The organism is Auritidibacter ignavus, from assembly GCF_003703835.1.
Taxonomy (GTDB): domain Bacteria; phylum Actinomycetota; class Actinomycetes; order Actinomycetales; family Micrococcaceae; genus Auritidibacter; species Auritidibacter ignavus.
The window spans coordinates 21920-48251 of record NZ_RDQR01000011.1 but is presented as its reverse complement, the minus strand read 5'-3'; the positions used below and the strand labels follow the sequence as shown (position 1 = coordinate 48251).

Annotated in this window: 16 protein-coding genes; 6 read left to right on the top strand and 10 right to left on the bottom strand. The window is 60.2% G+C overall.

Translation table 11 applies throughout. The features are described from left to right. The first annotated feature begins 95 nt into the window (after positions 1 to 95). From DYI20_RS07030 to DYI20_RS07020, 3 genes are all read left to right on the top strand, one after another. A complete protein-coding gene (locus tag DYI20_RS07030; protein WP_122549189.1) occupies positions 96 to 1007 on the top strand; it encodes an NAD(P)-dependent oxidoreductase in 912 nt (303 codons plus the stop codon). Positions 1008 to 1034: 27 nt separating this feature from the next. Next, on the top strand, positions 1035 to 2177 hold the full coding sequence (locus DYI20_RS07025) for a zinc-binding dehydrogenase (protein ID WP_122549188.1): 1143 nt from the start codon (positions 1035 to 1037) through the stop codon (positions 2175 to 2177). Between the two features lie 92 nt (positions 2178 to 2269). Further along, positions 2270 to 3598 (top strand): hypothetical protein, encoded by a 1329-nt coding sequence (locus tag DYI20_RS07020; protein WP_110098972.1) that lies wholly within the window; start codon positions 2270 to 2272, stop codon positions 3596 to 3598. On the opposite strand, the gene DYI20_RS07015 is transcribed toward DYI20_RS07020, so the two are convergent. The 4 genes from DYI20_RS07015 to DYI20_RS07000 all read right to left on the bottom strand — a co-directional run bounded on the left by DYI20_RS07015 (position 3595) and on the right by DYI20_RS07000 (position 14917). After that, the gene (locus DYI20_RS07015) at positions 3595 to 7098 is read right to left on the bottom strand and encodes a lamin tail domain-containing protein (protein ID WP_166769952.1); all 3504 of its coding nucleotides are present in this window, start codon (positions 7096 to 7098) and stop codon (positions 3595 to 3597) included. The two genes, DYI20_RS07020 and DYI20_RS07015, sit on opposite strands and share 4 nt — an antisense overlap. 172 nt (positions 7099 to 7270) lie before the next feature. Continuing rightward, a complete protein-coding gene (locus DYI20_RS12800) occupies positions 7271 to 10165 on the bottom strand; it encodes an immunoglobulin-like domain-containing protein (RefSeq protein WP_122549186.1) in 2895 nt (964 codons plus the stop codon). A 369-nt stretch (positions 10166 to 10534) separates the two neighbouring features. Beyond that, positions 10535 to 13660, bottom strand: coding sequence for an isopeptide-forming domain-containing fimbrial protein (locus tag DYI20_RS12340; protein WP_183145608.1), 3126 nt, complete (start codon positions 13658 to 13660; stop codon positions 10535 to 10537). A gap of 147 nt (positions 13661 to 13807) precedes the next feature. Next, on the bottom strand, positions 13808 to 14917 hold the full coding sequence (locus DYI20_RS07000) for an alcohol dehydrogenase catalytic domain-containing protein (protein ID WP_110098975.1): 1110 nt from the start codon (positions 14915 to 14917) through the stop codon (positions 13808 to 13810). 113 nt (positions 14918 to 15030) lie between these two features. Here DYI20_RS07000 and DYI20_RS06995 point away from each other — a divergent pair, with 113 nt between their 5' ends. Continuing rightward, on the top strand, positions 15031 to 15876 hold the full coding sequence (locus DYI20_RS06995) for a CoA transferase (RefSeq protein WP_110098976.1): 846 nt from the start codon (positions 15031 to 15033) through the stop codon (positions 15874 to 15876). Positions 15877 to 15949: 73 nt separating this feature from the next. Here DYI20_RS06995 and DYI20_RS06990 read toward each other — a convergent pair whose 3' ends face one another. Beyond that, a complete protein-coding gene (locus DYI20_RS06990) occupies positions 15950 to 17770 on the bottom strand; it encodes an alkaline phosphatase (protein WP_122549185.1) in 1821 nt (606 codons plus the stop codon). 148 nt (positions 17771 to 17918) lie between these two features. Then, complete coding sequence (locus tag DYI20_RS06985) at positions 17919 to 19334, bottom strand: aldehyde dehydrogenase family protein (RefSeq protein ID WP_122549207.1); 1416 nt, start codon at positions 19332 to 19334, stop codon at positions 17919 to 17921. A gap of 175 nt (positions 19335 to 19509) precedes the next feature. On the opposite strand from DYI20_RS06985, the gene DYI20_RS06980 reads away from it, so the two are divergent. Both DYI20_RS06980 and DYI20_RS06975 read left to right on the top strand, forming a co-directional pair. Next, entirely contained in the window at positions 19510 to 20979 is a 1470-nt protein-coding gene (locus DYI20_RS06980) for an APC family permease (RefSeq protein ID WP_122549184.1), read from the top strand. Next, complete coding sequence (locus DYI20_RS06975; RefSeq protein WP_122549183.1) at positions 20972 to 22306, top strand: flavin monoamine oxidase family protein; 1335 nt, start codon at positions 20972 to 20974, stop codon at positions 22304 to 22306. Before DYI20_RS06980 ends, DYI20_RS06975 begins: the two co-directional genes overlap by 8 nt. Here DYI20_RS06975 and DYI20_RS06970 read toward each other — a convergent pair. The 4 genes from DYI20_RS06970 to DYI20_RS06955 are packed head-to-tail and all read right to left on the bottom strand — an operon-like array spanning position 22287 to position 26307. Continuing rightward, positions 22287 to 23264 carry an AraC-like ligand-binding domain-containing protein gene (locus DYI20_RS06970; protein WP_244924669.1) on the bottom strand — a complete coding sequence of 326 codons (978 nt, stop codon included), beginning with the start codon at positions 23262 to 23264 and terminating at the stop codon, positions 22287 to 22289. The genes DYI20_RS06975 and DYI20_RS06970 overlap by 20 nt on opposite strands. Continuing rightward, positions 23261 to 24118 (bottom strand): HpcH/HpaI aldolase family protein, encoded by an 858-nt coding sequence (locus DYI20_RS06965; protein ID WP_122549182.1) that lies wholly within the window; start codon positions 24116 to 24118, stop codon positions 23261 to 23263. Before DYI20_RS06965 ends, DYI20_RS06970 begins: the two co-directional genes overlap by 4 nt. Continuing rightward, positions 24103 to 24888 (bottom strand): FAA hydrolase family protein, encoded by a 786-nt coding sequence (locus tag DYI20_RS06960; protein WP_122549181.1) that lies wholly within the window; start codon positions 24886 to 24888, stop codon positions 24103 to 24105. The genes DYI20_RS06965 and DYI20_RS06960 overlap by 16 nt, the downstream gene beginning before the upstream one ends. A gap of 9 nt (positions 24889 to 24897) precedes the next feature. Then, positions 24898 to 26307 (bottom strand): FAD-binding oxidoreductase, encoded by a 1410-nt coding sequence (locus DYI20_RS06955; RefSeq protein ID WP_122549180.1) that lies wholly within the window; start codon positions 26305 to 26307, stop codon positions 24898 to 24900. Between the last annotated feature and the right edge of the window lie 25 nt (positions 26308 to 26332).

Below are 26332 nucleotides of genomic sequence, written 5' to 3'. Positions count from 1 at the left end.
GCACAGCACGGTTGCATTACTTGACTCCGTGTGCGCATTGAGCTCGGCAAGCATGCACCATAAAGTGATCTATACCACTCTATCAGGAGGCTTGGATGGTTACGTACGCATGGGTCGGGCTCGGAAACATGGGATCCCGAATGGCACAGAAGCTGGTCGAGGCAAACCATATAGTTTACGGATTCGACATCAATAAGGTCGCTCGGGACCAAGCGAGCCGGCATGGCGTTCGAGCCGTGGAATCCCTCCCCGAGGCGGTTAAAGATGCGGACGCGGTCTTTACCATGTTGCCGAACGGGGAACACGTGCGCCGTGTTTTCGCAAGCAAAGACGGTATCTGGGCGCACGCGCCACAAAACGCGATCCTTATAGACTCCTCGACTGTTGATATTGGCACCTCTCGGTTTTGCCACCGCGAATCCGGACAAAGAGGTTTTAGCTTCGTTGATGCACCTGTTTCTGGTGGCATTTCCGGCGCAGCGGCCGGAACCCTGACTTTCATGATTGGCGGAGATCTGTCCGTGGCAAGAAGGGCTCAAAGGCTCGTTGAACCAATGGCGAATAACGTCTTTTTGGCCGGTACGGGAACAAAGGGCATTGCGACCAAACTCGTAAACAACATGATGGTTCATATCAACCTAATAGCCAATTCAGAGGGATCTCAATTGGCTGAAGCTCTTGGTCTGGACGCTAAGGTTTTCTGGGATATTATTTCGGCTTCATCTGGAATGTCTTGGACACAACAGACTTGGTATCCCGTTCCTGGCGTAGTTGAAACATCTGCCGCTAATAACAATTTTGAGGCCGGTTTTGCGGCGAATTTGTCGCTCAAAGATGTGACCCTGGCTCTGCAAGCCGGAGAGCACGCTGGCCTAAATCTGCCCGGAGCCGAACTTGCTCAATCACAACTGAAACGTCTCGTCGACGAAGGTCTCGGGTTTAAAGACTGCACGCTCATTGTCAAATATGTCCAGCAACATGGACGCGTCCACGGATACAACGATTAAATCGCTTCTACCAACACGGAGATTGCCATGACCGCTACCCCACCGGCATCTGCACGAACTTTCGTCCTCCAGGACCGTGAACCTCGTTTGCATCCCGAAGTGCTGTCACTGGATGCACCCCGAGCTGATGAGGTGCTGGTCGAGGTGGCCGCTTGCGGTGTTTGCCATACCGATTTGCACGTGCTCAAAGACGAGGTGGCATTCCCTCGCCCGGCGGTGTTAGGACACGAGATTTCCGGGGTGGTCCTGCAGGTGGGAGACCGGGTGACTCGCGTGAAACCTGGGGACCGGGTCGCCTGTAGCTTCATCATGCCGTGTGGCCGGTGCCGACACTGCGAGCGCGGCATCTCCGAACTCTGCGAGGTGTTCTTCACACAGAACCGACTCAACGGTCGCCTCCTGGATGGGACCACCCGGCTCCACCGCCCCGACGGCTCTCAGGTGGCCATGTATTCCATGTCGGGTCATGCCGACCGCGCGGTGGTGCCGGTCAATGCGGTCTTCCCGCTCCCGGATGAGGTGTCACTTCCCGACGCCGCGATCCTCGGGTGCAGCATCTTCACCGGCTACGGTGCGGTCTACCACGTCGGCGAGGTGGGACCCGGCGATGACGTGGTAGTGGTTGCTGCCGGTGGGATCGGTTTGAGCATTATTCATCTTGCCCGGGTGGCCGGGGCGACCAACATCATTGCTGTGGATATTGACGACGAGAAGCTTGCTCTCGCTCGACAGCTGGGTGCCACTGCGACTATCAATTCCACCGTAGCTGATCCAGCCACCGTGGTGGCCCAGTTGCTGGGACACGGCGCCACGGTGGTGTTTGAGGCGCTGGGTTCGACCGCCACCACCAAGCAGGCCGTGGATCTGGTGGATGACGGCGGTCGCGTGGTGTTAGCAGGTATTGCCCCGGCCGGTCATCTCTTGGAGGTCGAAATCACCAAGCTGGTCCGTCGCAAGATCCAGATTCGTGGCTGCTTCGGCGCTCCTCCGGCCCAGACGATGCCGAAGGTCATCGAGCTGGCGGCTACCGGCGCACTTGAGTTCTCGAAACTGATCACCAACCGTTACCGCTTTGACCAGATCGATCAGGCGTATCAGGACCTGGCGAACCGGAAGATTCGAGGTCGTGGCGTGGTGCAGATCGGCGGTGAACACACCAGGGCGATGTGACAGTTCGTGACAACACCCTTCTGCCATGGTGTATCCGTCGTTACGATACAGGCATCACTGACCGGACCTGCTGACACACTCAAAGGAGCACCATGACGGTTTTTGATAATGGCCTGCAGTCGATTTCCTTATCCGATCACGAACGCACGGCTCTGGCCGAACTTGCGGAGTTCCCGCTGTATGAGGCGATCATCGGTCGCCGATCTCGGCGGTTTCCGGTCGGCGGTGAGATCCCGGACGGGGTATTAGCCTACACCTCCTCGCAGGCGTCTCGTCCCCTGACCAATCTCCAACGGGCGTTGGTTTTAGCCACCGTAACCGGTCAAACCGGTTGGCACTTCGGCATTACTCGACACCCCGGCTACCAGCCCCAGTTTCCCAACTACAGTGGCTCGGCTATCGGCCGAACTTTCCCCTCAGCAGCCGGGTTTCACACCACCCAGTTCTTCTTCACCGATGACTCCGGCACCTACTATCTGCCCACCCGCGATCAGCCGCTGGAGCACAGCTGGGAAGGCGCGAGCCCCGCCGAGACCGACCAGGTCGAAGCGACACTCAACGCGGTGTTAGCTCGGGCGGTCAAGCTCAACGACGAGCGACTGTATTTACCTCGCAAACAACCCTATTTCGAGGGGCATAACACCTGGATTGGCAACTGGCCGGGCTCACTGTTGGTGATTCCGGTCGCGGACTTAGCCCAACAGACGCTACTGAACATCGCCTTCTTCTCCCAGAACGGATACGTGCTCTTCGACGACATCAACGATCGTCCGATTCCCGGATTGGAGAAATTCGAGCACCGGCTGGACCACTTCGACGACCCACAACCGCTGAGCTTCGTCGAGCAGTACTCACTGGCTGAAGCCAGTGCCGAGCTGATGACATCCAGTTATGTTGGACATCTGGCATTGGGGGCCATCGGACTCGGCGGGTGGAGCTTTGACGGGATCGACCGGCTCTCGGTGCTGGGTGCATCCGGTGAAGCAGAGGTGCCGGGACTGAGCTTCCGCTACGACCAGGATGAGCGCTGGGCGATCCCGAACCCCACCGGACGTGAGGGTGTATTCGAGTCCTTCACCCGCCCGCATTTCGGCTCGATGACTCAGGCCGTGCATGCTCTGGCGGAGCGGAAGTTTGGGGTCGGCGGACCATTCCACCCGGACACACCGGGGCCCTGGAAGGACACGCCACGCGTGCGTTCAGCAGCAGCACCGTTCGACGAGGAGTTTATCGAGTTGATCTCGATCCAGGCCGAATATATCGACGAGACCTTCGGGAAATTCCCCGGCACGGTTCCGTCAGTGTGGATTATGAACTATCTCCAGGCTCAGCACCTGGATACTGACTTCTACGACGAGAAGTTTTCTCCAGGTGCCTACCTTGAGACCCACGCGCGCGAGCAGCAGCGCTGGGAGAGTTAGTTCAGCATCCGGCGGTTCTGTCGAATCGCCATGAATGCGCCCAGCAGGAGCAAGACGATACCGACAACCCCGAGCGGAATACCCACCGCACCGGTCGCAGCCAGACCATCCTGAGAGCTACCGTCCTCTCCATCCTGGCCTGCGGCCGGGACGCTGTCGTCGCCCTCCGGTTGCTTTTGACCGGGCTGGTCAGACTCAGTCGGTTCGTCCGTCGGCTCTTCAGTTGGATCGTCCGTCGGACCACCGGTCGGGTTCTCAGTCGGTTCGTCCGTCGGCTCCTCAGTCGGATCGTCCGTCGGACCACCGGTCGGGTTCTCAGTCGGTTCGTCCGTCGGCTCCTCAGTTGGTTCTTCCGTCGGTTCGTCCGTCGGACCACCGGTCGGGTTCTCAGTCGGTTCGTCCGTCGGCTCCTCAGTTGGTTCGTCATCCGGGGCACCGCACTTCAGGGTGCCAGCGCGCAATGAACCGGACTCGAACCCATCGGCGAACCACCAGACCGGACGTTCACCGTCAACGCAGTAGTCCATGGTGGAGATGGCGAAGCCCTCGTTGTTGAGGTTCTCCATACCAGCCGGACGCTGGACGTGAACCACCTCCGGAGTGTCGGTGCCATTGAAGGTCACCTTGGCGTGAGTGCCTTGGTATCCGTCATCAGCAGCAACCCACAGCGTATCGGTATCCACGTCGTAGTGCAGTCCCATCGCGCCACCGATCTGAGGATCAATGACCGTCACCAAAGTAGCCTTGCCTTCCGGTTCCAGAACGAAAGCATACAGCTTGCCGTCGTTCTCCAAAGCGGTGAAGAACAGCCCGTTGGCGATAGCGTTCGGGTGGTTTGCCGGATCGTAGAGCACCGATCCGTCTTCAGCCTGGGAGAGATCAACGATCTTGTCCTTCACAGCGTCGTTGGAGATCCATTCGACAGCTTCAATGCCCAGGTTGGCATTGACACTGGGCAACAGGTCGGTCAGATCCCACTGAGCACTGGCGACCACATCGGGGCCGGGCTCGTTGGGATCAACCTGCAGGATGGTGTTGTAGTTGGTCCCTTTATCGCTATTGTCACGCTCGGAGGCAATGTAAACCATGCCGTCGCCGTCAACGGTGATGCCTTCCGCATCTGGGCCAGCGGCCTCCGGGTTGTCAGCATCCTGGATAAACCGGGCACGCTTGCCGTTTTCCCATCCTTCGGCGTATTCCACGGAGCCGTCCTGGTGGGCAACCAGCTTCCAGAAGATGCCGGTGCCGTTATCTACGGCCCACAGGTGACCATCAGCAAAATCCAGACCGGAGGAGTCGGTCAAGAACATCGGTTCCTCATCAATCACACGCGGATTCGGGTCGCCGGGCCATTCAATGACATTCGGGATGCCGTGGCACTGGTTGACCGCGCCGGGGGTGGGCTTCTGAGTGTTGGCGAATTCACCGGTAGCATCCGGGCAGCGACCCCAGGTCTGCTCAGCGTGAGAGCTCCAGCTGGTCGACTGAATCAACCGCTCGCCGTCAAAGATGCGCACCTCGTCATCGCCACCGAGACCGAAGTCCAGGTTGTCGATCACCAGGTAGCTCTCGGGCTCGATAATGGTGCCCTCGGCGATGGTGTAGTCACGCTCTTTGTCGTCCATCACGCCCAGGCCGGAGACATCCAGCTTCTCAGCCGTGGGGTTGTAGAGTTCGATCCAGTCTTCGCCACCATCGGCGTCGGAGGATTCAACTTCGTTGAGCACCACGGGGTTACCGCAGGCGTTGGGCTGACCCTTGGTGGAAACCGGGACGTCGATCAGTTCACCATCGCAACGGGCCAGTACGCCCTCGGCGTGCTGGGTCCAAGAGTGCTCGTCGACGGTGTTGCCGGCGGCATCGCGGATGGTTGCGGTGTCGTCGGAGCCCAGGCCGAAGTCGAAGTGCTCACCCTGGTCGAAGACGAACAGCTCACCGGGAGCCAGCGTGGTGCCCTCGGGCAGTGGCGTGGTGTCGTTGGCGTGACCGATGGGGTCGTTATCCATCAGCGTCCAGCCGGAGATGTTGACCTCGGACTCGGAGACGTTGCTGACCTCCACCCAGTCGGTGGCGTCACCATTGGATTCAATTTCGTTGATCACCACGGCCGGCTGAGCGCATTTGTTGGCTTCACCCGGGGTGGCATAACCCAGCCCGAAGGGTCCGGTCGCATTGGGGCACCGTGCCCAGGTGGCAGCTTGTTCATCGCCATCAATGGCCGGGTGGTTACTCCAGCTGTATTCGGTCGTCAGTTCACCTGTCTCGGCATCGTAGACGCGGATGCTGTCTCCGGATCCAATACCGATCGCTGCCTCAAAGGTGCCCTCTTCCCAGATATCGGCAGTATCGTTGTAGACCTCACCGGTGGTCTTGCTGTCGACGATCAGGTATTCACCCGCGCCCAACGTGGTGTCCTGCGGGAAGCGGAAGCGGTGGTCATCGGAGTTGTCTCGAATTTCCACACCGGAAATGTCGATCTCTTCATCACCGGGATTCAAGAATTCCAGCCAGTCAGCCGGGGAGGAATCAATCTCGTTGAGCACCAGCTCGCCTGGGGTCGGAATCTCGGCAACTGGTTCGCAATTATTGGGTGCACCCAGCGTGGTCTTGGTACCGTGCTGGAACTCGCCAGTGCCGTCCGGGCACCGAGAGAAGTTAGCAATCGGGCTGGTGGCCTCGTAGTCGAGGCGATCAATTTCGGCGTCAGACGCATCACGGAGGGAAACCGAGTCGCCCTTCCCCAGACCGAAGGAAAAGTCCTTGTCTTTGGTGAGCACCAGGAACTCGCCGGGGGCCAAGGAACCTTTCAAGTCACCTTCGCCGGGACGATCTTTGTCGTCGTGGACACTGTAGCCGGTCAGGTCCACCTCGGTCTCGGACGTGTTGTAGAGCTCGATGGAGTCTTCGTAACCTTCGATGTCGTCGTAAACGACTTCGTTGATCACCACAGACCGGTCGTTTCCAGGAGCGGTATCCTCGGAACCGAAGTCGTTAGCAGCGCCCTTGGTGGGGTTGGCGGTTTCGACCACGTCACCGTCAGCGTTGCGACTATAGCTACCATTGGCGTGGGTATCCCAGGACACCGAATCCACCAGGGTGGTGCCATCGGGTGCGAACAGGCGTACCTGATCTTTTCCGCCGAGCCCGAAATCAAATCCTGGGTTATCAGCGGTTTTCTCGTCGATGACCAGGTATCCCCCAGCCGGAATCACCGTGTTCTCCGGGAAGACATAGGAGTGGCTGTCGTCATCGTCTTTCAGAACGTAGCCCGACAGATCGACATCCTCAGTACCGTAGTTGTAGAACTCCACCCAGTCGCCAGGGTCTCCACCCTTCGACACGACTTCATTAATCACCACCGTGACCTCGGACTGGGCCACCTCGGCGGATGGTTGTTCAAGAGTTTCAGCGGTGGCTGTGAAGGGAGCTAGCACCAAGCCGGCACCGGTCAGAGGCGCCAGCAAGATGGTCGCCAGGACACGCTTGCGCGCAGAGAACATCGGCAGATTTCCTCTCATGAGTGATGAAGTGACCACCAGTAGTAGAGCAGATACACGAGAACCGCCGGTGACCCCAAGATTAACACCGTCGAAACCTCCACCGGAACGCAATTCGGTGGCGAACCCGTCAGTGAGTTCGCCACCGAACTGTTGTGGTTATGTCGGTCAACTCTTAGCTGTGACGCTTCCGTCGGGTGATGGTCAGCAGTAGACCCAGAGCAATCAGCACAGCAGCTGCCACGCCGATAGCCAAGGCCATCGTACCGGTGCTGGCCAGATCACCATCACGGTCTTGCTGACCGGGTTGCTCGGCGTCCTGACCAGCTTCGCTGGACTCAGGCTCTGTCGACTCTGTCGCAGAAGCATCCTCGCTGGCCTTCTGACTAGTGTCGTCGGTCGGCTCCTCAGTTGCACCCTCAGTGGGCTCCTGGGTGCTACCTTCCGTCGGCTCCTCAGTTGCGCCCTCAGTAGGCTCCTGGGTACCTTCCGTCGGCTCCTCAGTTGCACCCTCAGTAGGCTCCTGGGTACCTTCCGTCGGCTCCTCAGTTGCACCCTCAGTAGGCTCCTGGGTACCTTCCGTCGGCTCCTCAGTTGCACCCTCAGTAGGCTCCTGGGTACCTTCCGTCGGCTCCTCAGTTGCACCCTCAGTAGGCTCCTGGGTACCTTCCGTCGGCTCCTCAGTTGCACCCTCAGTAGGCTCCTGGGTACCTTCCGTCGGCTCCTCAGTTGCACCCTCAGTAGGCTCCTGGGTACCTTCCGTCGGCTCCTCACTTGGCTCGTCCGTCGGAACCTCAGTTGGATCCTCCGTGGGAACCTCAGTCGGACCATCCGTCGGAACCTCAGTCGGAACCTCAGTCGGGTCTTCGCCTGGGGCTTGACCTTCAATTACGGTCACGGTACGAGTCACGGCCCGTTCGTTCCCGGAAGCATCCACAAGGGTGTAGGTCAGCTCGTATTCTCCGGGTACGGCGGTATCGACTTCACCGGTGACGGTGACGTCTTCAACGGCAACGGCATCGCAACCGTCGGAAACCTCAACGCCGGCCAGCGGATCGAAGTCAGCCCCGACCTGAATCGAGGTGTCACCGGGATGAACTATCTCCGGAGCCAGTTTGTCCTTGACCAGCTCGACCTTATCGACCTGCTCACCCGTGTTAGTGAGCGTGGTCATGGTCAGCGAGCACTCCTTGACGTCCACGTTGGTGAACTGTGGAGTGTAGTTCTGGTTATTGGTGTGCTTCCACGGGGTCCAGCTAGACGGTACAAGGCTGTAGTACTTTGAACCGGAGGACGAGTTCGCGGTGATGTACAGCACCTGACCATCTTGAGGGTAGACAACGTCGTGGTCGACGTTCGGGTCATTGACGGGGGTCGCTGCGAACGTCTCAGCGTTAGCCTCGGCGTCCTCGGGGACGATCGGGGTGGTACCGTCCATCAGGTGAGTACGGGTGTAGCTGTGGTCATGACCAGCCAGCACCAGGTCGATATCAAGGTCCTTGACGATCGGGGAGATGCCTTCACGGAGGCGCCGGGTGGTGATCGTCTGCGAGTGGGTAGCTCCGGAGGAGTAGATCGAGCGGTGGAAGGTCAGCACGGTCCAGTGAGTGTCGTGAGACTCTTCAGCAATGACATTCTGCAGATAAGCCCGCAAGGCATCGTAGCTACCATCATTCAGCGGATATTCGGTGCTGATGTTCAGATGCAATACGCCGTTGTACTTGAACCAGTAGGTGCCCTCGGTCGGGTCGCCTTCCCACAGGTTGGGCTGGTGGAAGTGCTCACCGTAGAGCTTCTGAATCTGGTTGCGGTTGAAGTCGTGGTTACCCAGAGTCTGCGCAGAAACCTGAGTACGCATCTGCTTCGGAGCCAGATAAGACCGGTACTCGGCCGAATCCCCAGCGTAGGTCTGCACCTGGTCACCGGCCGAGTACATGAATTGGGCCTCGGGGAACATTTCGTTGGCAGCATCCAAGGTGGTCTGCCAACCAATGCCATCCCTTTCAATATTGCCAGACGCTCCGATCTGAGCGTCGCCCATGAAGGTGAACTGGTGCTCCAAGGTGTCCTCGTAGACGCGGAACTGCTCAATATCAGTCCAGCCACCTTCCTCGGAACCAACACGATAGGAATAAACACCCGGGGTCAGACCGGTCAGGGTAGCGTGAACAAAATCTTCACCCTCAACAGCACTCGTCCCGCGCGTGACTGCCTGAACTGTCTGGGCCTCACTCGGCATCTCAGCGTGCTCACCAGCTGCGATCTGCACGACTTCATGAACACCAGTGGCGGTGAACCAGGAGATGTAGCGCTCACTGGGGTCGGAGCCGACGCCCAGGAGCAAGGAATGCTTGGCCTGATTCGGTGAGTCCTGGCCCCCACCAGTGAGGCTCAGCTTGGTCATATCCAAGTAAATATCAGAGCTGGCGGCCCGCCCCTGGTGCAATTGAACCGCAATAGTGTTCTCCCCGGGCTTGAGGATATCTGCATCGACCTCGATCTGGCCGGTCTTCGGAGCACCAGCGTTAGAGCCACCATAAACCAGGTTGCGTCCTTCGCCATCAGCCGCATACTGAATGCCAGCATCGTCGAAACCAGCAACTTTTTCTCCGTTAACGAAGACAGTTGCCGCGTCATCGTAGATCACTTCACCGGCCAGCTGCTTATCGCCTTCCAGCTCAGCAGCGTCAACATCGATGGTGGTACGGAAGAAAAACGCTTCATGGTTCTCTCCGGTACCCTCTTTGTACTGGTTCAGCAGGTTATCCGGAGTATACCCACCAGACAGCTCTGCTTTCTCGCCTTTCTTCGCACCAAAACTCCCGGCGCCGGTCTTCCACTGACTGTCATCAAACTCAGCCAGAGTCCAATCGGTGCGACCAGGCAGACCATCAGCAGGATCAGTGCCGTCATCAAGATAACGCCATTCAGTCGTTCCACTAGTAATAAGTTGATCTTCAGGGGCCCCAACAGCTGGAACAACAGCTGTGGCGATACCGCCCCCAACCAAAGCCAGCGTCAACAATCCACCGACCGCGCGGAAGGAAAACAGTTTCTTCAAAGCTCTCATCTCAATTCAAAGTGTGAGTTAACAGGTCTACGAGCATAAGAAAGCGCGCAATAGAAACGCACCGATTCGATTATGGATAGCAGGATCGAACTCTGTGTGAACTCCGGATTTAATTTGAATGCACTTTGAGTAGAGGCTGAAAAAACACTGAACACTAGTGTTAGACACCATATACGTATTTGACACCAGGCGACGCCACCAGCTGAAACAACACGTAGAGCCGGTCTTACCGACGCCTCCTGTTGTCAGCTCGTTGACCGTTGCGGAGAATGCGAGAGGCAAGTAGCTGGAATAGCGTGCTGAAACGCAGAACGGCGACGAACCCGCGGTGGAGTTCGCCGCCGTGCGACTAACCAGTCAGTCAGCTAGTTAGCTATGACGTTGCCGTCGAACGACCGTAAGCACAAGGCCCAGACCAATCAACGCCACAGCACCCATAACAATACTCAGCGCTGCACTACCAGTGCTGGCCAAATCACCATCCTCATCAGAGCCACCGCCCGGCTGGTCTGGCGACGAACCAGGCTGACCAGGAACTGTAGATTCTGACCCGCCCGGCGTCGAGGTCGAGTCGCTGGGCTCAGTAGGCGTCGGCTCAGACGGCGTCGGCTCAGACGGAGTCGGCTCAGTAGGCGTCGGCTCAGACGGAGTCGGCTCCGTAGGCGAAGGCTCACTCGGAGACGGCTCAGACGGTTCCGTAGGAGTGGGCTCCGTAGGAGAAGGCTCACTTGGCGACGGCTCAGTCGGCTCACTTGGCGACGGCGAGGGCTCCTCAGCACCAATGAACGTCACAGGCGAGGACGTACGCATCCGCAACTGGGTACTCTCGGCACGTCCAACTGCTTTATTCACCAGAATATCGCCATTCTTACCACCGATCACCGAAAGGTTGACCCGGAAGGACAGCGTCTTTCCAGGTGCCAGCTCACCGGTAATCACACGCACAGCCGTGGCATCCTCAGTAAACTCAGTGGACCAAATATCCGACGGAGTACCAGCACCACCGTTGACCTCAGCTCCCGGATCTTCGTCCAGCTCAGCGGGATCAACCGTCGTGTAGTAAACAGTCGCACCCTGGGGAGCGTCTACCGAAGCCAACTTCAACTGGGCATCGGTTGAGGTCCCCCTACCATCACCGTCATACGGCAATGAGTCGATGACGTCCACAAACGAGGAGGTGTTCGGGTCTTCGGAAGTGACCTTTACATCCCACCAGGCGGTGACGTCCTGATCCGGGTCATCAGCCTTCGGCAGGTCCAAGGTGGCCTGCTCGGTGTCCTTCACAATCGAGGTGTGTCCAGAGCGCGGGACCACGAACTGCACGCTATCGTCAACCGTGACTTCCTGGGACGTGGCTGTGGCTTTATTCACGAAAACCGCACCCGGTTCGGCATCGTCAGGCACCGTGGCCTCAAAGACTATCTCACCCAGTTCGTCGTTGGGTAGCACGTTATCGATGGTCCAGGTCAGTACCTGCTGGCCATCGTCATTCGTACTCACCTCCGGCTCGCCCACCGCAGCTCCAGTCCTCGCTTGCGCGGTCCCGGGGACGTATTCCATGCCCTTCGCCAAGGTGTTTTTCACCACGACCTGGTCAGTGTCCGGTTCAGCCAAGTTGGATTCCAAACCATAACGCACCGTGTACTTCGCAGCGTCACCTGGTTTGTATTCGGTATTCTCAATGAGGTTCTCCACCAACGGGAACGACCCGACGACCAGAAGAGCATCACGTCCTGGCCCGGAGTACGGGTAGCGCCAGCCCTCCGGCGTCAAGGTGTTGTGTGGCTCTGCGAGATCAGGATTCATCGAGCGGTCATAATAATCAAGATTGTTCTGGATCCGATCGGCTCGCCACTCGTTACGACCTTGTTCCAGAGAGTAAGCCCAGGTATAAACGTCTTGACCGGGCTTCGCACTCGGTTTCAGCTTTAGCTCCGAAACCAGGTAGACCACTGATCTCTCGTGTGTTGTTTCGGCCAAGAGTTCTGGGCGAAGTTCAACCTTCACGGCCTTGACCGTGGAGAGGTCATCGGGCTTCTCAGTTGACCAGCCTGGCGGGTTGCCGTGAGCAGGATCGCTCCTCTTGGCCTCGGTACCACAGTTGAAGAAATTGGGATCTACCGGCTCCCCGGTCCAGGCGTCAACCATGTCACCGGTGTAGTACCAAATATCTCCCTCGTACGAGTCATCATAAATATAGGTAGGTTGCGCCTCCCGTTTCAATGACACACGTGCGTCTTGAAACTCTACATACTCAGTGTCGAAAGTCGTGCAGACCCAATTGTGCGCTTTTGAATTCTGGCTCGTGGTTGGCGTGGTGGCCGCGACCGAGGTCACGGTAGCGCCGGCTGGTACGCGGTACGTATTTGTCCAGGGAGAGCCTGGGTAAGCGTTGGGGCGCTGGGCACCGAGAACCCACCCTCCGGTAAACGCACCGCGCACGACCGGAATGGCGTTGGTCTTATTATCTAAGGTGTCCTCGTAGGTTTCTCCCTCAACCGAGGTGTAGGTCTGGGGCTCTGCTTTGAGCCGCACCGTACCGCCCCGTGCCTGCTGGTTATATGGCACCTGAAGGTGAATATTACCGGCGGCGATCACATCCCAACCGACCGGGAGAGGCTGACCGTTGGAGTCCAAACGAGGCCCGTTGTCGTAGTTCAGGTCGCTGAGGGTGAGCTCGAAGGTGGTGTCCCCGGTTTTTCTCAGGGTGCAGTCGGGAAAATGCGTGGACTGGTTTTCGGCGTGCTGACCATCCGAGAACGGGTAACCGGACTGGATACGGTCATTGGCCGAACAGCTCGTCTGGCGAGGATCGACAGTAGCGACCATTCTCCCATTCTGGTCGACGTAGCGAATGTCTAGCCTGTAGGTCACCGAGTCCGGGCCGTTGGCGGTCTGCTGAGCGTGAGAGATCGAGAAGGGGAAGTTGATGTTCTGATACCTGGTATTGGTGGCAATCAGCGACTGTGGGTGACCACCATCGAATTTTGCGGTCATACCGAAGTTTTTGATAATCGGGATCTCGGGGAGCTTGACCTCGTGGCCCCGGAACGTACCGGTCGCAGTCACAAAGGAACCGGCCGGGCCATCAGCCAGCACACCGGTGAAAGCAACCTCGGCGGTACCCTGAGCGCGTTCACCCAGATCACACGTCACGGAGCGGCGATCCTCCGACAACTCCGCTGACTCGCAGGTCTCCGGCGTATCGGTAAACACCGCGTTCTCCAGGGTCACTTCAAGAACGTTGCCATCAACATTGGCATTACCCGGAGCAGCGGCCGAGTCGTTGATATCGAGTCGCCACTGGGCCCCGACAACCCCAACCCCGGACTCCAAAGCCTCCGGCTGGTCAATCCAGTTTCCGGTAAATTCATAGGCCTTAGTCTGACCGGTCTCAGCCTCAGCCGGGAGGGCCGAGGGAAGAACCAGCCCGGCAACCAGGGCAAGGGCAGTCAAAAATATCGCGCTGAAGCGCAGGCGTAAGCGGATGGGCACAGGCGTTCCTTCGATAAGCCCCTGACCAGGGGTGATGAGCGATGATCGTTTATATACTAGCGAGTAAGTGCGCGCGTGGCTACTGAATATACACGACGCACCACCGAACACCTGTGAGGTTAATTACTACCCTTCTGAGCCGGCAAGTCAGCCTGAGAAATCGATGATCTGACGCACCGCAGCTCCGTCAGCGAGCTGATCCATCGCATCATTGATCTCGTCAAGGCGAATATGGCGGGTGATGAGCTTTTCAACGGGAAGTTTTCCCTCCCGCCACAGCTTTTCGAACCGCGGAATGTCTCGGGATGGCACCGAAGATCCCAGGTAGGAGCCCATCACGGTACGTACTTCGCTGGTCAAAGTCAGCGGGGTGATGGTGGAGGTGGCATCCGGGGAGGGGAGCCCTGCGGTCACCGTCCGACCGCCGGGGTTGGTGGCAGAGAATGCGAGTTCGAAGGCGCTGGGGTGACCGGCGCATTCCAGGGTATGGTCTGCGGTGATGCCTTGGTCTTTGACTTCTTCGGAAGTGTAGGTCTCGTGGGCGCCCAGCTGGCGGGCCTGCTCGAGCTTTTCTTCGGACATATCGACAGCGATAATGCGGTCAATTCCTTCGGCTACTGCAGTCAACAGTGCTGCCATGCCGACCCCGCCCAGCCCGACGATCATCACCGACTCGCCGGCCTCGGGGGCAACAGCGTTGAGCAGGGCGCCACCACCGGTCAGCACGGCGCATCCAAAGACCGCTGCGATTTCGGCCGGAACGTCATCACCCACCGGTACGACTGAGCGGCGGTCCACCACGGCGTGGGTGGCAAATCCGGAGACACCTAGATGGTGCTCGACCGTCTGACCATCGCGCGAGAGATGGCGCTGTCCGGAGATGAGGGTTCCGTCATTATTGGTTGCTGACCCTACCGAACAGGGCAATTTTCCGTCAGTCTGACAGTTCTTGCACTCTCCGCACCGGGGCAGGAAAGTCATCACCACGCGCTGACCGACCTCGATATCGGTCACCTCGTCTCCGACTTTCTCCACGATGCCGGCAGCCTCGTGGCCTAAGAGCATCGGCACCGGTCGGACGCGAGACCCATTGACCACGGATAGATCAGAGTGGCAGACCCCGGCTGCTTCCATACGCACCAATAGTTCAGACCCTCCGGGCTCGGACAGCTCGAGTTCTTGCACCACAATGGGTTGGGACTCGCCATAGGGCCGGTCCCGACCAATCTCTTCCAAAACTGCACCGGTGATCTGCACGAACTGCCTCCTCAATAGTGGTTGTGCCCTCAGTCAAGCAGAGCGAACCACCGGCGACAAGAGTCCGCGGACAGCCATTTTCGGTGACGCTCAGATCCATTAGAGTACTGAGTGTGACACAGACCTCACTCAAGCCACTCGACAACATCACGGTTGTCTCCACAGCCATCAATCTGCCTGGGCCCTTGGCGGCAGCTCGACTCCGAGACCTGGGCGCAACCGTCATTAAACTGGAGAATCCAGCCGGTGATCCGTTGCGCCAGTTCGTTCCCGACTACTACGCCGAGCTCACCGCGGGGATGCAGATCGTCCAAGCTGATCTGAAGACCGACGCGGGCCGGGGTCAGCTGCTCGAGATCGCGGCCACCGCGCAGGTGTTGATCACCTCGATTCGGCCGGCTGCCGTGGCCAAATTGGGCTTGGACCAGGTGGTACGACAGTTTAATCTGGTGCACGTGGAGATCGTGGGTTTCGACGGTGACCGAGAGAATGAGCCCGGCCATGATCTCACCTATCAGGCCCGGCACGGCTCGCTCGTACCACCAGCCATGCCACAGATTCTGGGTGGCGATTTACTCGGTGGCGAACGCGGCGCGACGGCGGCTTTAGCTGGCCTGAACTTGTTGCGAAATCATCCGGAGATCACCGAGGGCACGGTGCAACGGGTGGTGCTGGACCAGGCTGCCGAGTGGGCAGCCGCTCCGGCCCGCTACGGGATGACCACCCCGGGCGCACCGTTGGGAGGTGGCAATCCGTTCTATCGGATGTATGACACCGCTGACGGTGTGTTGGCGGTGGCGAGTCTGGAACCACATTTCGCCCAACGCACCGCCGAGCTCTTGGGATCAACAGCCGAAGAGTTGGCCACTCAGTTCGCCTCACGCACCAACGCCGAGTGGGTGGCTTTTGCTCGCGAGCACGATCTGCCGTTTGAACCGGTGGTTAGCACCGATCATTAATCACTCACCATCAACACGACTCAGGGGCCTACCTGGCGGGTAGGCCCCTGAAAGGTTGGTGAGCTTGTGACGCTTAGGCGGTCTTCTTCCGCAGCACCATCAGGGTCACACCAGCAACCAGCAAAGCACCAGCAATCAGCAGGGCAATGATGGCCACGCTGGTACCTGTGTCAGCCAGGCTACCGGACTGCTCGGAGTCACCAGCGGCAACATCGTCGCCGGAGCCGGCAACGCCGTCTTCGGTACCGGCGCCAGCGGTGCCCTCTTCGTCCTCATCGGAACCGGCGGTGCCGTCTTCGTCGTCAGACCCGGGGGTCTGAGCGTCGTCGTCATCGGAGCCAGGGGCTTCTTCGTCATCGTCGCCAGCACCGGGACCGGGGGCGGCTTCGCCGGAGAGCAGGTCGAAGCTGAGCTTAGCCACATCGGTGTTGTCGATGTACTGACCGCGAACCGGGTCTTCACCCTGAACGTAGTTCAGCACGGAGTCAGCGCCAGCACCCTGAGCGAAGAACGGCACCAGAGCCTGAGTGTGGTCACCGGAGTACCAGCCGTCAACGGGAAGCTGGCCAGCTTCACCGGTGATCTGAGTCCAGGCGGTACCTGCACCGGGGCCGGAGAGGAAGCCGGTCTCGTGGTCAGCGGTCACCATCACCAGGGTCTCATCCCAGCTGGAGTTTTCCTCAACCCAGTTCACGACGGTATCCACAGCGTCGTTGAATTCGATCTGCTCTTCGAGGTTACCGGTGGTGGCGTTAGCGTGACCGGCCCAGTCAATAGCGCCACCCTCGATCATGGTGAAGAAGCCCTCGTCGTTCTGCTCCAGAACGTTCAGGGCAGCGTCGGTCAGTTCAGCCAGGGTCGGCACGTCGTTCTTAGCGATTTCACCGGGCAGCGGGGACTGACCCTCTTCCAGGGGAACGCCGTCCACACGGCCGTTGTCACGACGAGGCTCAGCCTCAGCCAGGGCGGTGCGGTCAAACTGCAGGGTTTCTGCCACCGGCACCAGGCCGAACAGGGACTCCGGAACGTTGTTACCGTTGGCCACGTCCTTCAGCTCAGCGGTGGTCTCCAGGAAGGTGAAGTCGGTGTTGCCCTCCTGCAGGTCGGTGTACTGTTCCTCGGTCAGCCACTTCCAGTTGGCCTCGCGCTCCTGACCGTCCACATCGTAGAGCGGGTGACCGGCACCGATGATGACGTCCAGCTCACCGTTGATCATCTGCTCGGCGATGGCGTGGTTTTCACCACGATCGGCAACGTGTGCACCCCAGGAGGCCGGGGTGGCGTGGCCGAAGGGAACCGAGGAGACCACACCGGTGGCCAGACCCTTCTCAGCAGCGTACTCAGCGAAGTTCTCGACTGGTTCGCCGTCAGCATCAACGCCCAGGGAGCCGTTGTGGGTCTTGTGACCGGACGCCAGAGCGGTACCGGAGGCAGCGGAGTCGGTCGGGTTGTTCTTCACCCAGTCAAAGTCAGCCCAGGCGGCTTCGGGATCGTAGACCGGTGAATCCAGCGAGTGGTGGGACATGCCAATCTGCAGGTCGAACTCTTCGTACGACTGCTGGGGGTTGTCACCGTAGTCTGACTGGTGTTGTTGCTGATCGTTCTCGGGATCAACCGAGATCTGCCAGTTCGACTCACCATTTTCAAACAAGCTGGCGGAGTCGACGTGGTTATAACCCATACCATCACCGATGAGCAGGATGATGTTCTTCGGGGCCTGGGCAGCCTCGGGGGCGTTAGCGGTTTCTTGCGCCGTGGCGGAGGGGGCTACCAGCGATGCGGTTGCCACCGTTGCAGCAGCACCCAAGGCGATGCGGCCGCACGTGGAGCGGAAAATACGCATTATTAACGAGTCCTCTTCGTCGTGGTTGAGAAAAACGGTACCGAACAGCATTCGGCACTGCGCTCCACGCTACGAAGGCCACAAAGATATATCGTTAATCTCTTTTTCAAGGTTTATAACGATTCAGTAAACATACAGCAAACAGGGCCGGGACCTGGGGAGATCGATGATCGCGGCCCGGCGTCAGAGGGCCACAGATTTAGTATTTCGTAACCTTTGGCACCGCGACGTGCTTGAGGCCTTCCACCCCAAACTCGAGGCCGAATCCAGATTTCTTAATGCCACCGAATGGCACCCGCGGATCTATCGCACCGTGCTGATTGATCCAGGTGGTACCGGCCTGAAGCCGATCGGCAACCGTCAGTGCCCGCTGTCGATCACTACTCCAGACCGAGGAACCCAGACCGACGTTGAGCTCATTAGCCCACGCAATGGCCTGATCTAGGTCCGTGTAGCGGATGATCGGCAACACCGGGCCGAACTGTTCTTCTTGTACCAGCGGATTGGACTGATCGATATCGGCCACAATAGTTGCGGGATAGAAGTACCCCGCCTGGTCGGGATCGGGGTTCCCGCCGGTCACCATCCGGGCACCGCCCTCGCGGGCTTTGTTGACCAGATCAGCGACGATGTCGTACTGCTGTTGGTTCTGCAATGGGCCCAGCACGTTATGCTCCTCCAGACCCACGCCCATAGCAGCGTTGCTGGCTTGTTGGGCTAGCTCGTCGACAACCTGGTCGTACAAGGCCTCAGGAACATAGAGCCGCTTCATGGCCGCACACGTCTGTCCGGTGTTAATGAAGGCACCCCAGAACAATTCTTCAGCCAGCGCCTTCGGATCGGCGTCGTCCAACATGATGCCGGCGTCATTACCGCCCAGCTCCAGGGTCAGGCGCTTCAGGTCCGTCGCGGCCGAGCGCATAATGGCCTGGCCGGTGCGGGTCGAACCGGTAAACATCACCTTGTCCACGTCCTGGTGGCCGGTCAGTGCCGCACCGATCTCGCTGCCCCCGGCCACCACCTGGAGCACCGCCTCAGGTAGGACCTGGTTGACCACGGCCACCAATGCCTGGACGGATAACGGAGTGTATTCGGAGGGCTTGAGAACCACAGTGTTGCCCATTTTGAGTGCGGCGCCGAACTGCCAGGTGGAGATCATCATCGGCCAGTTCCAGGGGCCCACCGCACCCACCACACCGACGGGTCGATAGCTCAGCACTGCGGTGCCGGACTCATCGTCCACGAGCACCTCGTCATTGAGTTCGAAGGACGCGGTGGCACGGAGCCATCCCGCAACCGCCCCCACTTCGAAACGAGCGTTCGGACCGTTCAACGGCTTGCCCACCTCACGGCTGAGCAATTCGGCCAGCGCCTCAGCGCTGGCTTCGACCGCATCGGCGACACGGTTGAGATATTCGGACCGCTTGTCACGACCCAGCGCAGCCCATGCTGGCTGAGCCCGCTTGGCGCGCTGTACCGCGGCGTCAACGTCATCGACGCTCGCCTGTCCGGTCGAGCCGATCACCTCGGCGGTGGCCGGGTCTTTAACCTCCACGCCACCATCGACGGTGACAGCTTCTAGCAATCCTTGATATGTGGTGAGATCGGCAGTCATCTCTTGTCCCTTCATCAGAGTGTTGTTACTCCACACCCTAACCCCGGCAAGTGGGACGTAAGTCACACTCAATACTGCATTGCACTGGCGTCCAAGCGTTGTGCAGGAATCGACAAGACACTTCAAGTGATCTGGCTCACACTAGAGAGACCTAGTTTCCAGTGAAGGACAGATCATGACAACCACGACCCACACCACCCCCGCGCCCCGACGGATCGGTACCGTGTCCCTGGTCTTGGTGATCATTGCCGCCTCCGCCCCACTGACGGTGATGGCTGGCGGGATCCCAACTAACTACGCGGTCTCCGGCATGCTGGGTGTGCCACAAACCTATATCGTGCTCGGATTGCTGCTGGTCGTCTTTGCGGTGGGATTCGCCGCGATGAGCCGGCACCTGCACAATGCCGGAGCGTTTTATGCCTATGTCTCAGCCGGGCTGGGGCTCCGCCAAGGTATTGCATCCGCCATTCTGGCCCTGGTCTCCTACAACATGATGCAAATCGGGCTCTACGGTCTGGTAGGGTTTGCTTCCTCCAATCTGCTACAAGAACTCACCGGCCTGGAGGTGTCCTGGTGGCTGATGGCCCTGCTCTGTTGGGCTCTGGTCGCAATTCTGGGCATCAACTCCATCGATCTATCCGCCAAGGTGCTGGGCGTGGTCGTCGCGTTGGAGTTCCTGGTCGTGATCATCGTCGATGTGCTGGCACTTGCGGTGGCACCTGAGGGAGCCGCCGCTGATGCCTTTGCGCCCGATCAGTTCTTTGCCCCCGGTATCGGCGTGCTGTTGGCCTTTGGGATTGCGGCCTTTATGGGCTTTGAGTCTGGTGCGATCTACTCCGAAGAGGTCACCGACCCCCGTCGCACCGTGGCCCGAGCCACCTACATTGCACTGATCACCATCGCGATCTTCTACGCGTTCTCCGCGTGGGCCTTCGGTATTGGTATTGGCCCCTCGCAGGTGGTCGAGCGTTCTGCCGAGCTCGGCCCCGATCTGGTCTTCGTGTGGCTCAGCGAGACCAGCCCCGTGCTGGGCCAATTCGCCTCGATCCTGTTCGTCACCAGCCTGATTGCCGTACTGTTGGCCTTTCATAATGCCGCCGCCCGCTACTTTTTCTCCCTCGGCCGCTCCGGGGTACTACCTCGTCAGCTGGCAGCCACCACCGGCACCGGCGCCCCGCTGGCCGGATCTCTCACCCAGTCAGTCCTGGCCGTGGTGGTCGTGATCGGCTTCGCCATCGCCGGCACCGGCCACGAACTCGGCCCGCTGTTTCCGGTCATCACGCTATTCACCTGGCTGACCAATGCCGCAGCTTTCGGGCTCGTCTTCCTCTTAGCGGTCACCTCCGTGGCGATCATGGCCTGGTTTATCCGCCACCCCCACGGCTACGGGCTCTGGGTGCGCATCATCGCCCCGGCCCTAGCGGCCCTCGGGCTGGCGGTGGTGTTCATCCTGATCTTGGCCAATTTCGATGTGATGATCGACGCTGAGGAGGGCTCCTCGCTGATCTTCATCATGCCCGGCATCATTCTCGGCTCCGGAGTGCTCGGGTTGCTCTGGGGCGAGGTGCTACGACGTCGCGAACCCGAGGACGTGCCGGGCGCACCAGCCGAACTTGTCACCGTCGGAAAGGAACACCATGACTGAACCACACGTTGTGATTATTGGGGCCGGTTTCGCCGGATTGCGTGCCGCCCGCGAATTAGAGTCCGCCGGGATCTCGTGCGAGATCGTCGAGGCCCGCGACCGGGTCGGTGGACGAGCCTGGACCGATGAGCGCATGGGGCGCGCGATTGAGCTCGGCGCGACGTGGGTGCACTGGTTCCAAACTCATGTTTGGCAGGAAATCACCCGCTACCAACAACCGCTCGTCGCCTCCCCGGAACCCGAGCAGGTGTACTGGAATTCGCAAGACACCACGCATCAGGGCACCCTACAGGATCTGGATCGGACGATTCAGCCCCTGATGGCCGAGATCTTTGCCCGCTCGGAGCAGTACTTCCCTCACCCCTATGACCCCCTCTGGATCCTCTCCGAGCAGTTCGACGGGCCCGCATCGTTGCGCGAGCAGTTCCTGGCCGACGACCAAGCCTCGGTGTTGGACGCGGTGCGAGCCAGCGGAACTTTCACTCAGGAGCAAATCGATCTGGTCGATGCCTACTGGTCGGCCGGGTACGTGGGCTCGCCCCACACCGGGTCGGCGCTGATGGCCAAACACTGGGTCGCGCTCTCGGATCACCGGCTTCGTCTGTTGGATGACATCACCCTGAAGTACAAACTGGTCAATGGAATGAAGGCCCTCTACGAGCCGATGGCGGCCGAGCTGAACTGCCCGATTCGCCTCAATACCCCGGTCACTGCCGTCGACCACGACGGGCACAGCGCCCGGGTAACGCTGGCCACCGGTGAGGTGCGCGAGGCCAGCGCGGTGATCGTCACCGTCCCGGCGGGTGCGTTGCGCACCATCCGTTTCACCCCTGAGCTACCCGAGACGATCACCGCGACCATCGAGCAGGGGTGGAACACCTCGGGGGCGAAAATCTGGTTCAAGGTCAAGGACCGGCACAAGCTACTGGCCTATGCGCCCTACCCGGCGCCGATGGCCTGTATCCGCTCGGAATACTTCACCCCCGAAGGCGATACCATCCTGGTCGGCTTCGGCCCGGAGGCCTCGGCCGTGGATCTGGAGTCCACCGCTGATGCCCAGCGGATTCTCGACTACTGGCGGGATGACCTCGAGGTGGTGGAGTCTACCGGTCACGACTGGCAGAACGACCCATGGTCGGGCCAAGCCTGGGGCACGTTACGCACCGGGCAGTTCACCGATGCCTGGCACCACTTCGAACGGCTCGAGCCCCCGGTGGTCTTTGCCGGCTCTGAGTTTGCTCGTGGCTGGCGCGGGGTGTGCGTGGACGGGGCCCTGGAGTCGGGACTGACCACCGCCCGGAAGCTGATCACGCACCTGGGTTCTTAACCCGGGCCCGGTAGGCCGAGGGCGATTCGCCAAAGGCCTGTTTGAACAGCTTGGAGACCTGCGAGGCGTCGTGAATCCCGTAGCGGGTACTGATCTGTTGCACGGTCTCGGAGGCATGCACCGGATCGGCGAGATCGTCGCGGATCCGGTGCAACCGCAGGTCGCGAATCATGGTGCTGACCGTGGTGCCGTGCTCGGCGAAGCGGGCATAGAGCTGGCGGACGGAGACGTAGAAGTGCTCGGCAATGCGTTGTGGCCCCAGCTCCGCATCGCCCAGGTGGTCTTCGATATAGGCGGTCGCGAGATGAAACAGCGGATTCTCACTGGTGTCACGTCCTTGGGCCTTGGACGCCTCCAACAGGATGGTGACCAGCATCTGCAAGGATGAACGCACCAGCGACAGCGCGCTGGGGGTATGCAGGATCTGCAAGTTGTTCACCAGGTTTTCAAATAGTGGCACCACCACCCGACCCAGTCCGTGTTCGCGACTGACCGGTGTGGCGGTGACCAGAGAGACTTGTTCTTGCACCAGGTGCAGATACTCTTGGGGGAACTGCATCACCAGCGAGCGCTGGGGCCGGTTGAAGACCAGCTCGTAGGGCCGGTGGGTGACGTACAGGGCCAAATCCCCGGGGGCCAGCACTGTGGTCCGGCAGTCCTGGGTCAGCTGGGATTGTCCCTCGATCTGCAACGAAAGCTTACACATGGCCGGTTGGGTGTTCTCGGGCACAACGTGCGGCTGGCACACCCGGTGGGCGTCGGTGGCCATATCCACCAGCAGGATCTCTCCCAGTAGCGCCTGCCGGCGCCCGGCCCGAAACGCCTGCGGGTCGTCTGCGGTGATGGTCAGGTTGTGGAAGCTGTGGGAGATGGCCTCGGTCCACTGGGCCAGGCTCAAGTGCTTGTGTGGCCCCGGATGCTGACAGGCGCCGAACCGGTGATCAGGTGCGACAGTCACGGCGCTTCCTGTTCGATCCCCCACTCTGCCACCAGCTTCTCGGTTCCGCGGGCCAGGATCGCCACATCGGCGGAGACGTTGACGAAGTCGGCCCCGGCGGCCACGTAGTCGCGAGCCTGATCGGCGTGGAACGCGTTGACCCCCACGATCTTGCCGACCGCATTCGCTTCGGCCATGACGTGCTTGACGGCGGCAACCACGTCCGGGTGGGTTTGGCGGCCCAGCAGCCCCATCGAGGCGGAGAGATCCGAGGGGCCGATGAAGACTCCGTCAACACCGTCGGTGGCCAGAATCTCAGCGGCGTGGTTGACCGCGGTGTGGGATTCGATCTGGACCAACAGGGTCAGGGTGTGGCGGGCCCGCGCCAAGTAGTCGGGGATCCTGGACCAGCGACCTGAGCGGGCCAGGGCCGAGCCGAGGCCGCGGACCCCGTCCGGCGGGTAGGCCACCGCCGAAGCAGCCGCCCGGGCTTGGTCGGGGGTGTCGACCATGGGCACAATCAGTGATTGCACGCCCAGATCCAGGTATTGCTTGATCAACACCGGGTCGTTATGCGGCACCCGAACCACCGAGAGCACCGGGTAACCGGCGATGGCGCGCAGCTGGGACTGGATGGATTCTAGACTCAGCGGAGAGTGCTCGCCGTCGATGAGCAGGTAATCGAATCCGGCCCCGGCACAGATTTCGGCAACCCCGGCGTCACCGGAAGAGACGAAGATCCCGACGATGAGGCCGTGCTGGTCGGGTTTGCCGCTCTGGGCGGGGAACAGATCCCGCAGGCTGGGTAGCGCCCCGGGCAATAGGCCACTGGTGGCAGGGTCTTGGGCGAGGAGTTGTTTTACGCGAAGTGACATGTCACGACTCCCAATGCACCGTAATCGGCATAGACCGTGTCGTTCTGGTAGACCCACATCGGACGGGTGAAGGACCCGGCGAGAACGATTTCTCCGGCAACCAGGTGGTCGCCATGACCGGCGATCCGATTGGCCAGCCAGTGCACGCCATTGCCGGGGTGGTTCAACACTCCCGAGGAGACCCCGGTTTCAATAATCTCTTGGTTACGCCACAGCGCACCGGCCACCCAGCGTAGGTCCACCGCATCCGGGGAGACCGGCCGGCCGCCGATGACCATCGAACCCAGTGCGGCGTTATCGGAGATGGTGTCGATAATCGTACGGCCCTGCATCTCGATCCGAGAGTCGAGCACTTCCAGAGCCGGCACCACGTATTCGGTGGCCCGTAGCACATCAAAGAGGGTCACGCCGGGGCCTTCGAGGTCCTGGTGGAGCACGAAGGCCAATTCCATTTCAATGCGCGGGTGGGTGTAGTTCTCCCACTGGTAGACATGGCCGGAGTCGAAGACCTGGTCATCGAAGATCACCCCGTAGTCGGGCTCGTCGATGCCGGTGGCGTCCTGCATGGCCTTGGAGGTCAGCCCGATCTTGTGTCCGACCGGGTGGCGGCCGGCTTCGACCTGGCGTTCGGCCCAGATTTTTTGAATGGCGTAGGAGTCTTCAATCACCATGTCCGGGTATCGGGCGGTCAGGAGCGGGACCGGGGTGCGGTCTCGGTTGGCCCGGTGGAGTTCATCGGCGATCGCAGTGTGGGTCTGGTGATCCAACATGGGCTGTCCTTAGGCGGTGGGTGCCGGGCGAAAGACTTTACCCGGGTTCATCAGGTTGTGGGGGTCGAAGGCGGCTTTGATGTTCTGTTGCAGCCGGTACTGCACGTCACCCAGCTCGTCGGGCAGCCACCGGGATTTCAGCACGCCCACCCCGTGTTCACCGGTGAGGGTGCCACCCAATTCCAGGGCCATGGTAAAGACCTGTCCGGCTACGTCCCAGATGGCCTCGGGCACCTCGCGGTTCTGGCCGTGGTCTTGACCTTCGACGACAAATACCGGGTGCAGGTTGCCGTCTCCGGCGTGGCAGGCGGTGGGGATTTTGATCCCGGAGGATTGTTCGAGGTCGCGAATTCGGGCGAAGGCTTCGGCCATTGTGGACCGGGGCACGGCAATATCTTCGACCAGTAGCTGTCCTTTGGCCTCCAGAGAGGGGAAGACACTGCGACGGATACCGACCAGGCGCTGGGATTCTTCCGGGTCGTTGGTGATGGTCAGCTCGGCCTGGTGGTCGGTGAGGATCGCCCCAATCTCTTCGGCTTCGGTTGCGGCAGCCGGCCCGTCGGTTTGGATTAGCAGGAAGGAGTTGCCGGAGCCGAAGTTTTCGCCGGTGTGTTCTGTCACCAACGCCACGGTGAGGTCATCGAGTAGCTCCATCATCGCCGGGGTGTGGCCGTGGCGGGTGACCGCTGAGGCGGCCTCTGCCGCATCGGTCACGGTCGGGAACGAGGCGCCGAGAGTCACGGTGCTACCCGGGGTGAGGGGCCGGATTTTCAGGGTGGCCTCGACGATGATGCCCAGGGTGCCTTCGGATCCGATCAGCAGCGCGCACAAGTCGTAGCCGGTGACGCCTTTGACGGTCTGGTGTCCGACGGTGATCAGTGACCCGTCGGCGAGCACGACCTGCAGCGACAGCACCGCTTCACGGGTGACCCCATATTTGGCGCAGAGCAACCCTCCGGCATTCATGGAGATATTGCCACCCACGGTGGAGATGTCTTTGGAGGCCGGGTCCGGTGGCCACCAGAAGCCCTGGGTGGCCAGGTAGGTGTTGAGTTCTCCGTTGAGGATGCCCGGCTGGACGGTGACCAAACGGTTTTCGGGTTGCAGTTGCAGGATCTGGTTCATCCGGTCGGTGCAGACCATGATCTCGCCACTGCTGCCGATGGCCGAGCCGGCCAGCCCGGTCCCCGCGCCACGAGGCACCATCGGGATCCGATGGTGGAAGCACACCCGTGCGATGTGCTGAACCTCCTCGACGGTGCGGGGGAAGACCGCAGCTGAGGGCACAGTGTCGCTGAGATGTCCGGAACGATCGTATTGATACACACTCAACGCCCGGGGATCGTCCACCACCGCATCGGCAGGTAGCTGGTCGCGCAACTCGGCCAGAACGGTGGAGAAATTCTCGGTGGTGCTCATACGATGATTCCTTCCAGCGTGGGGG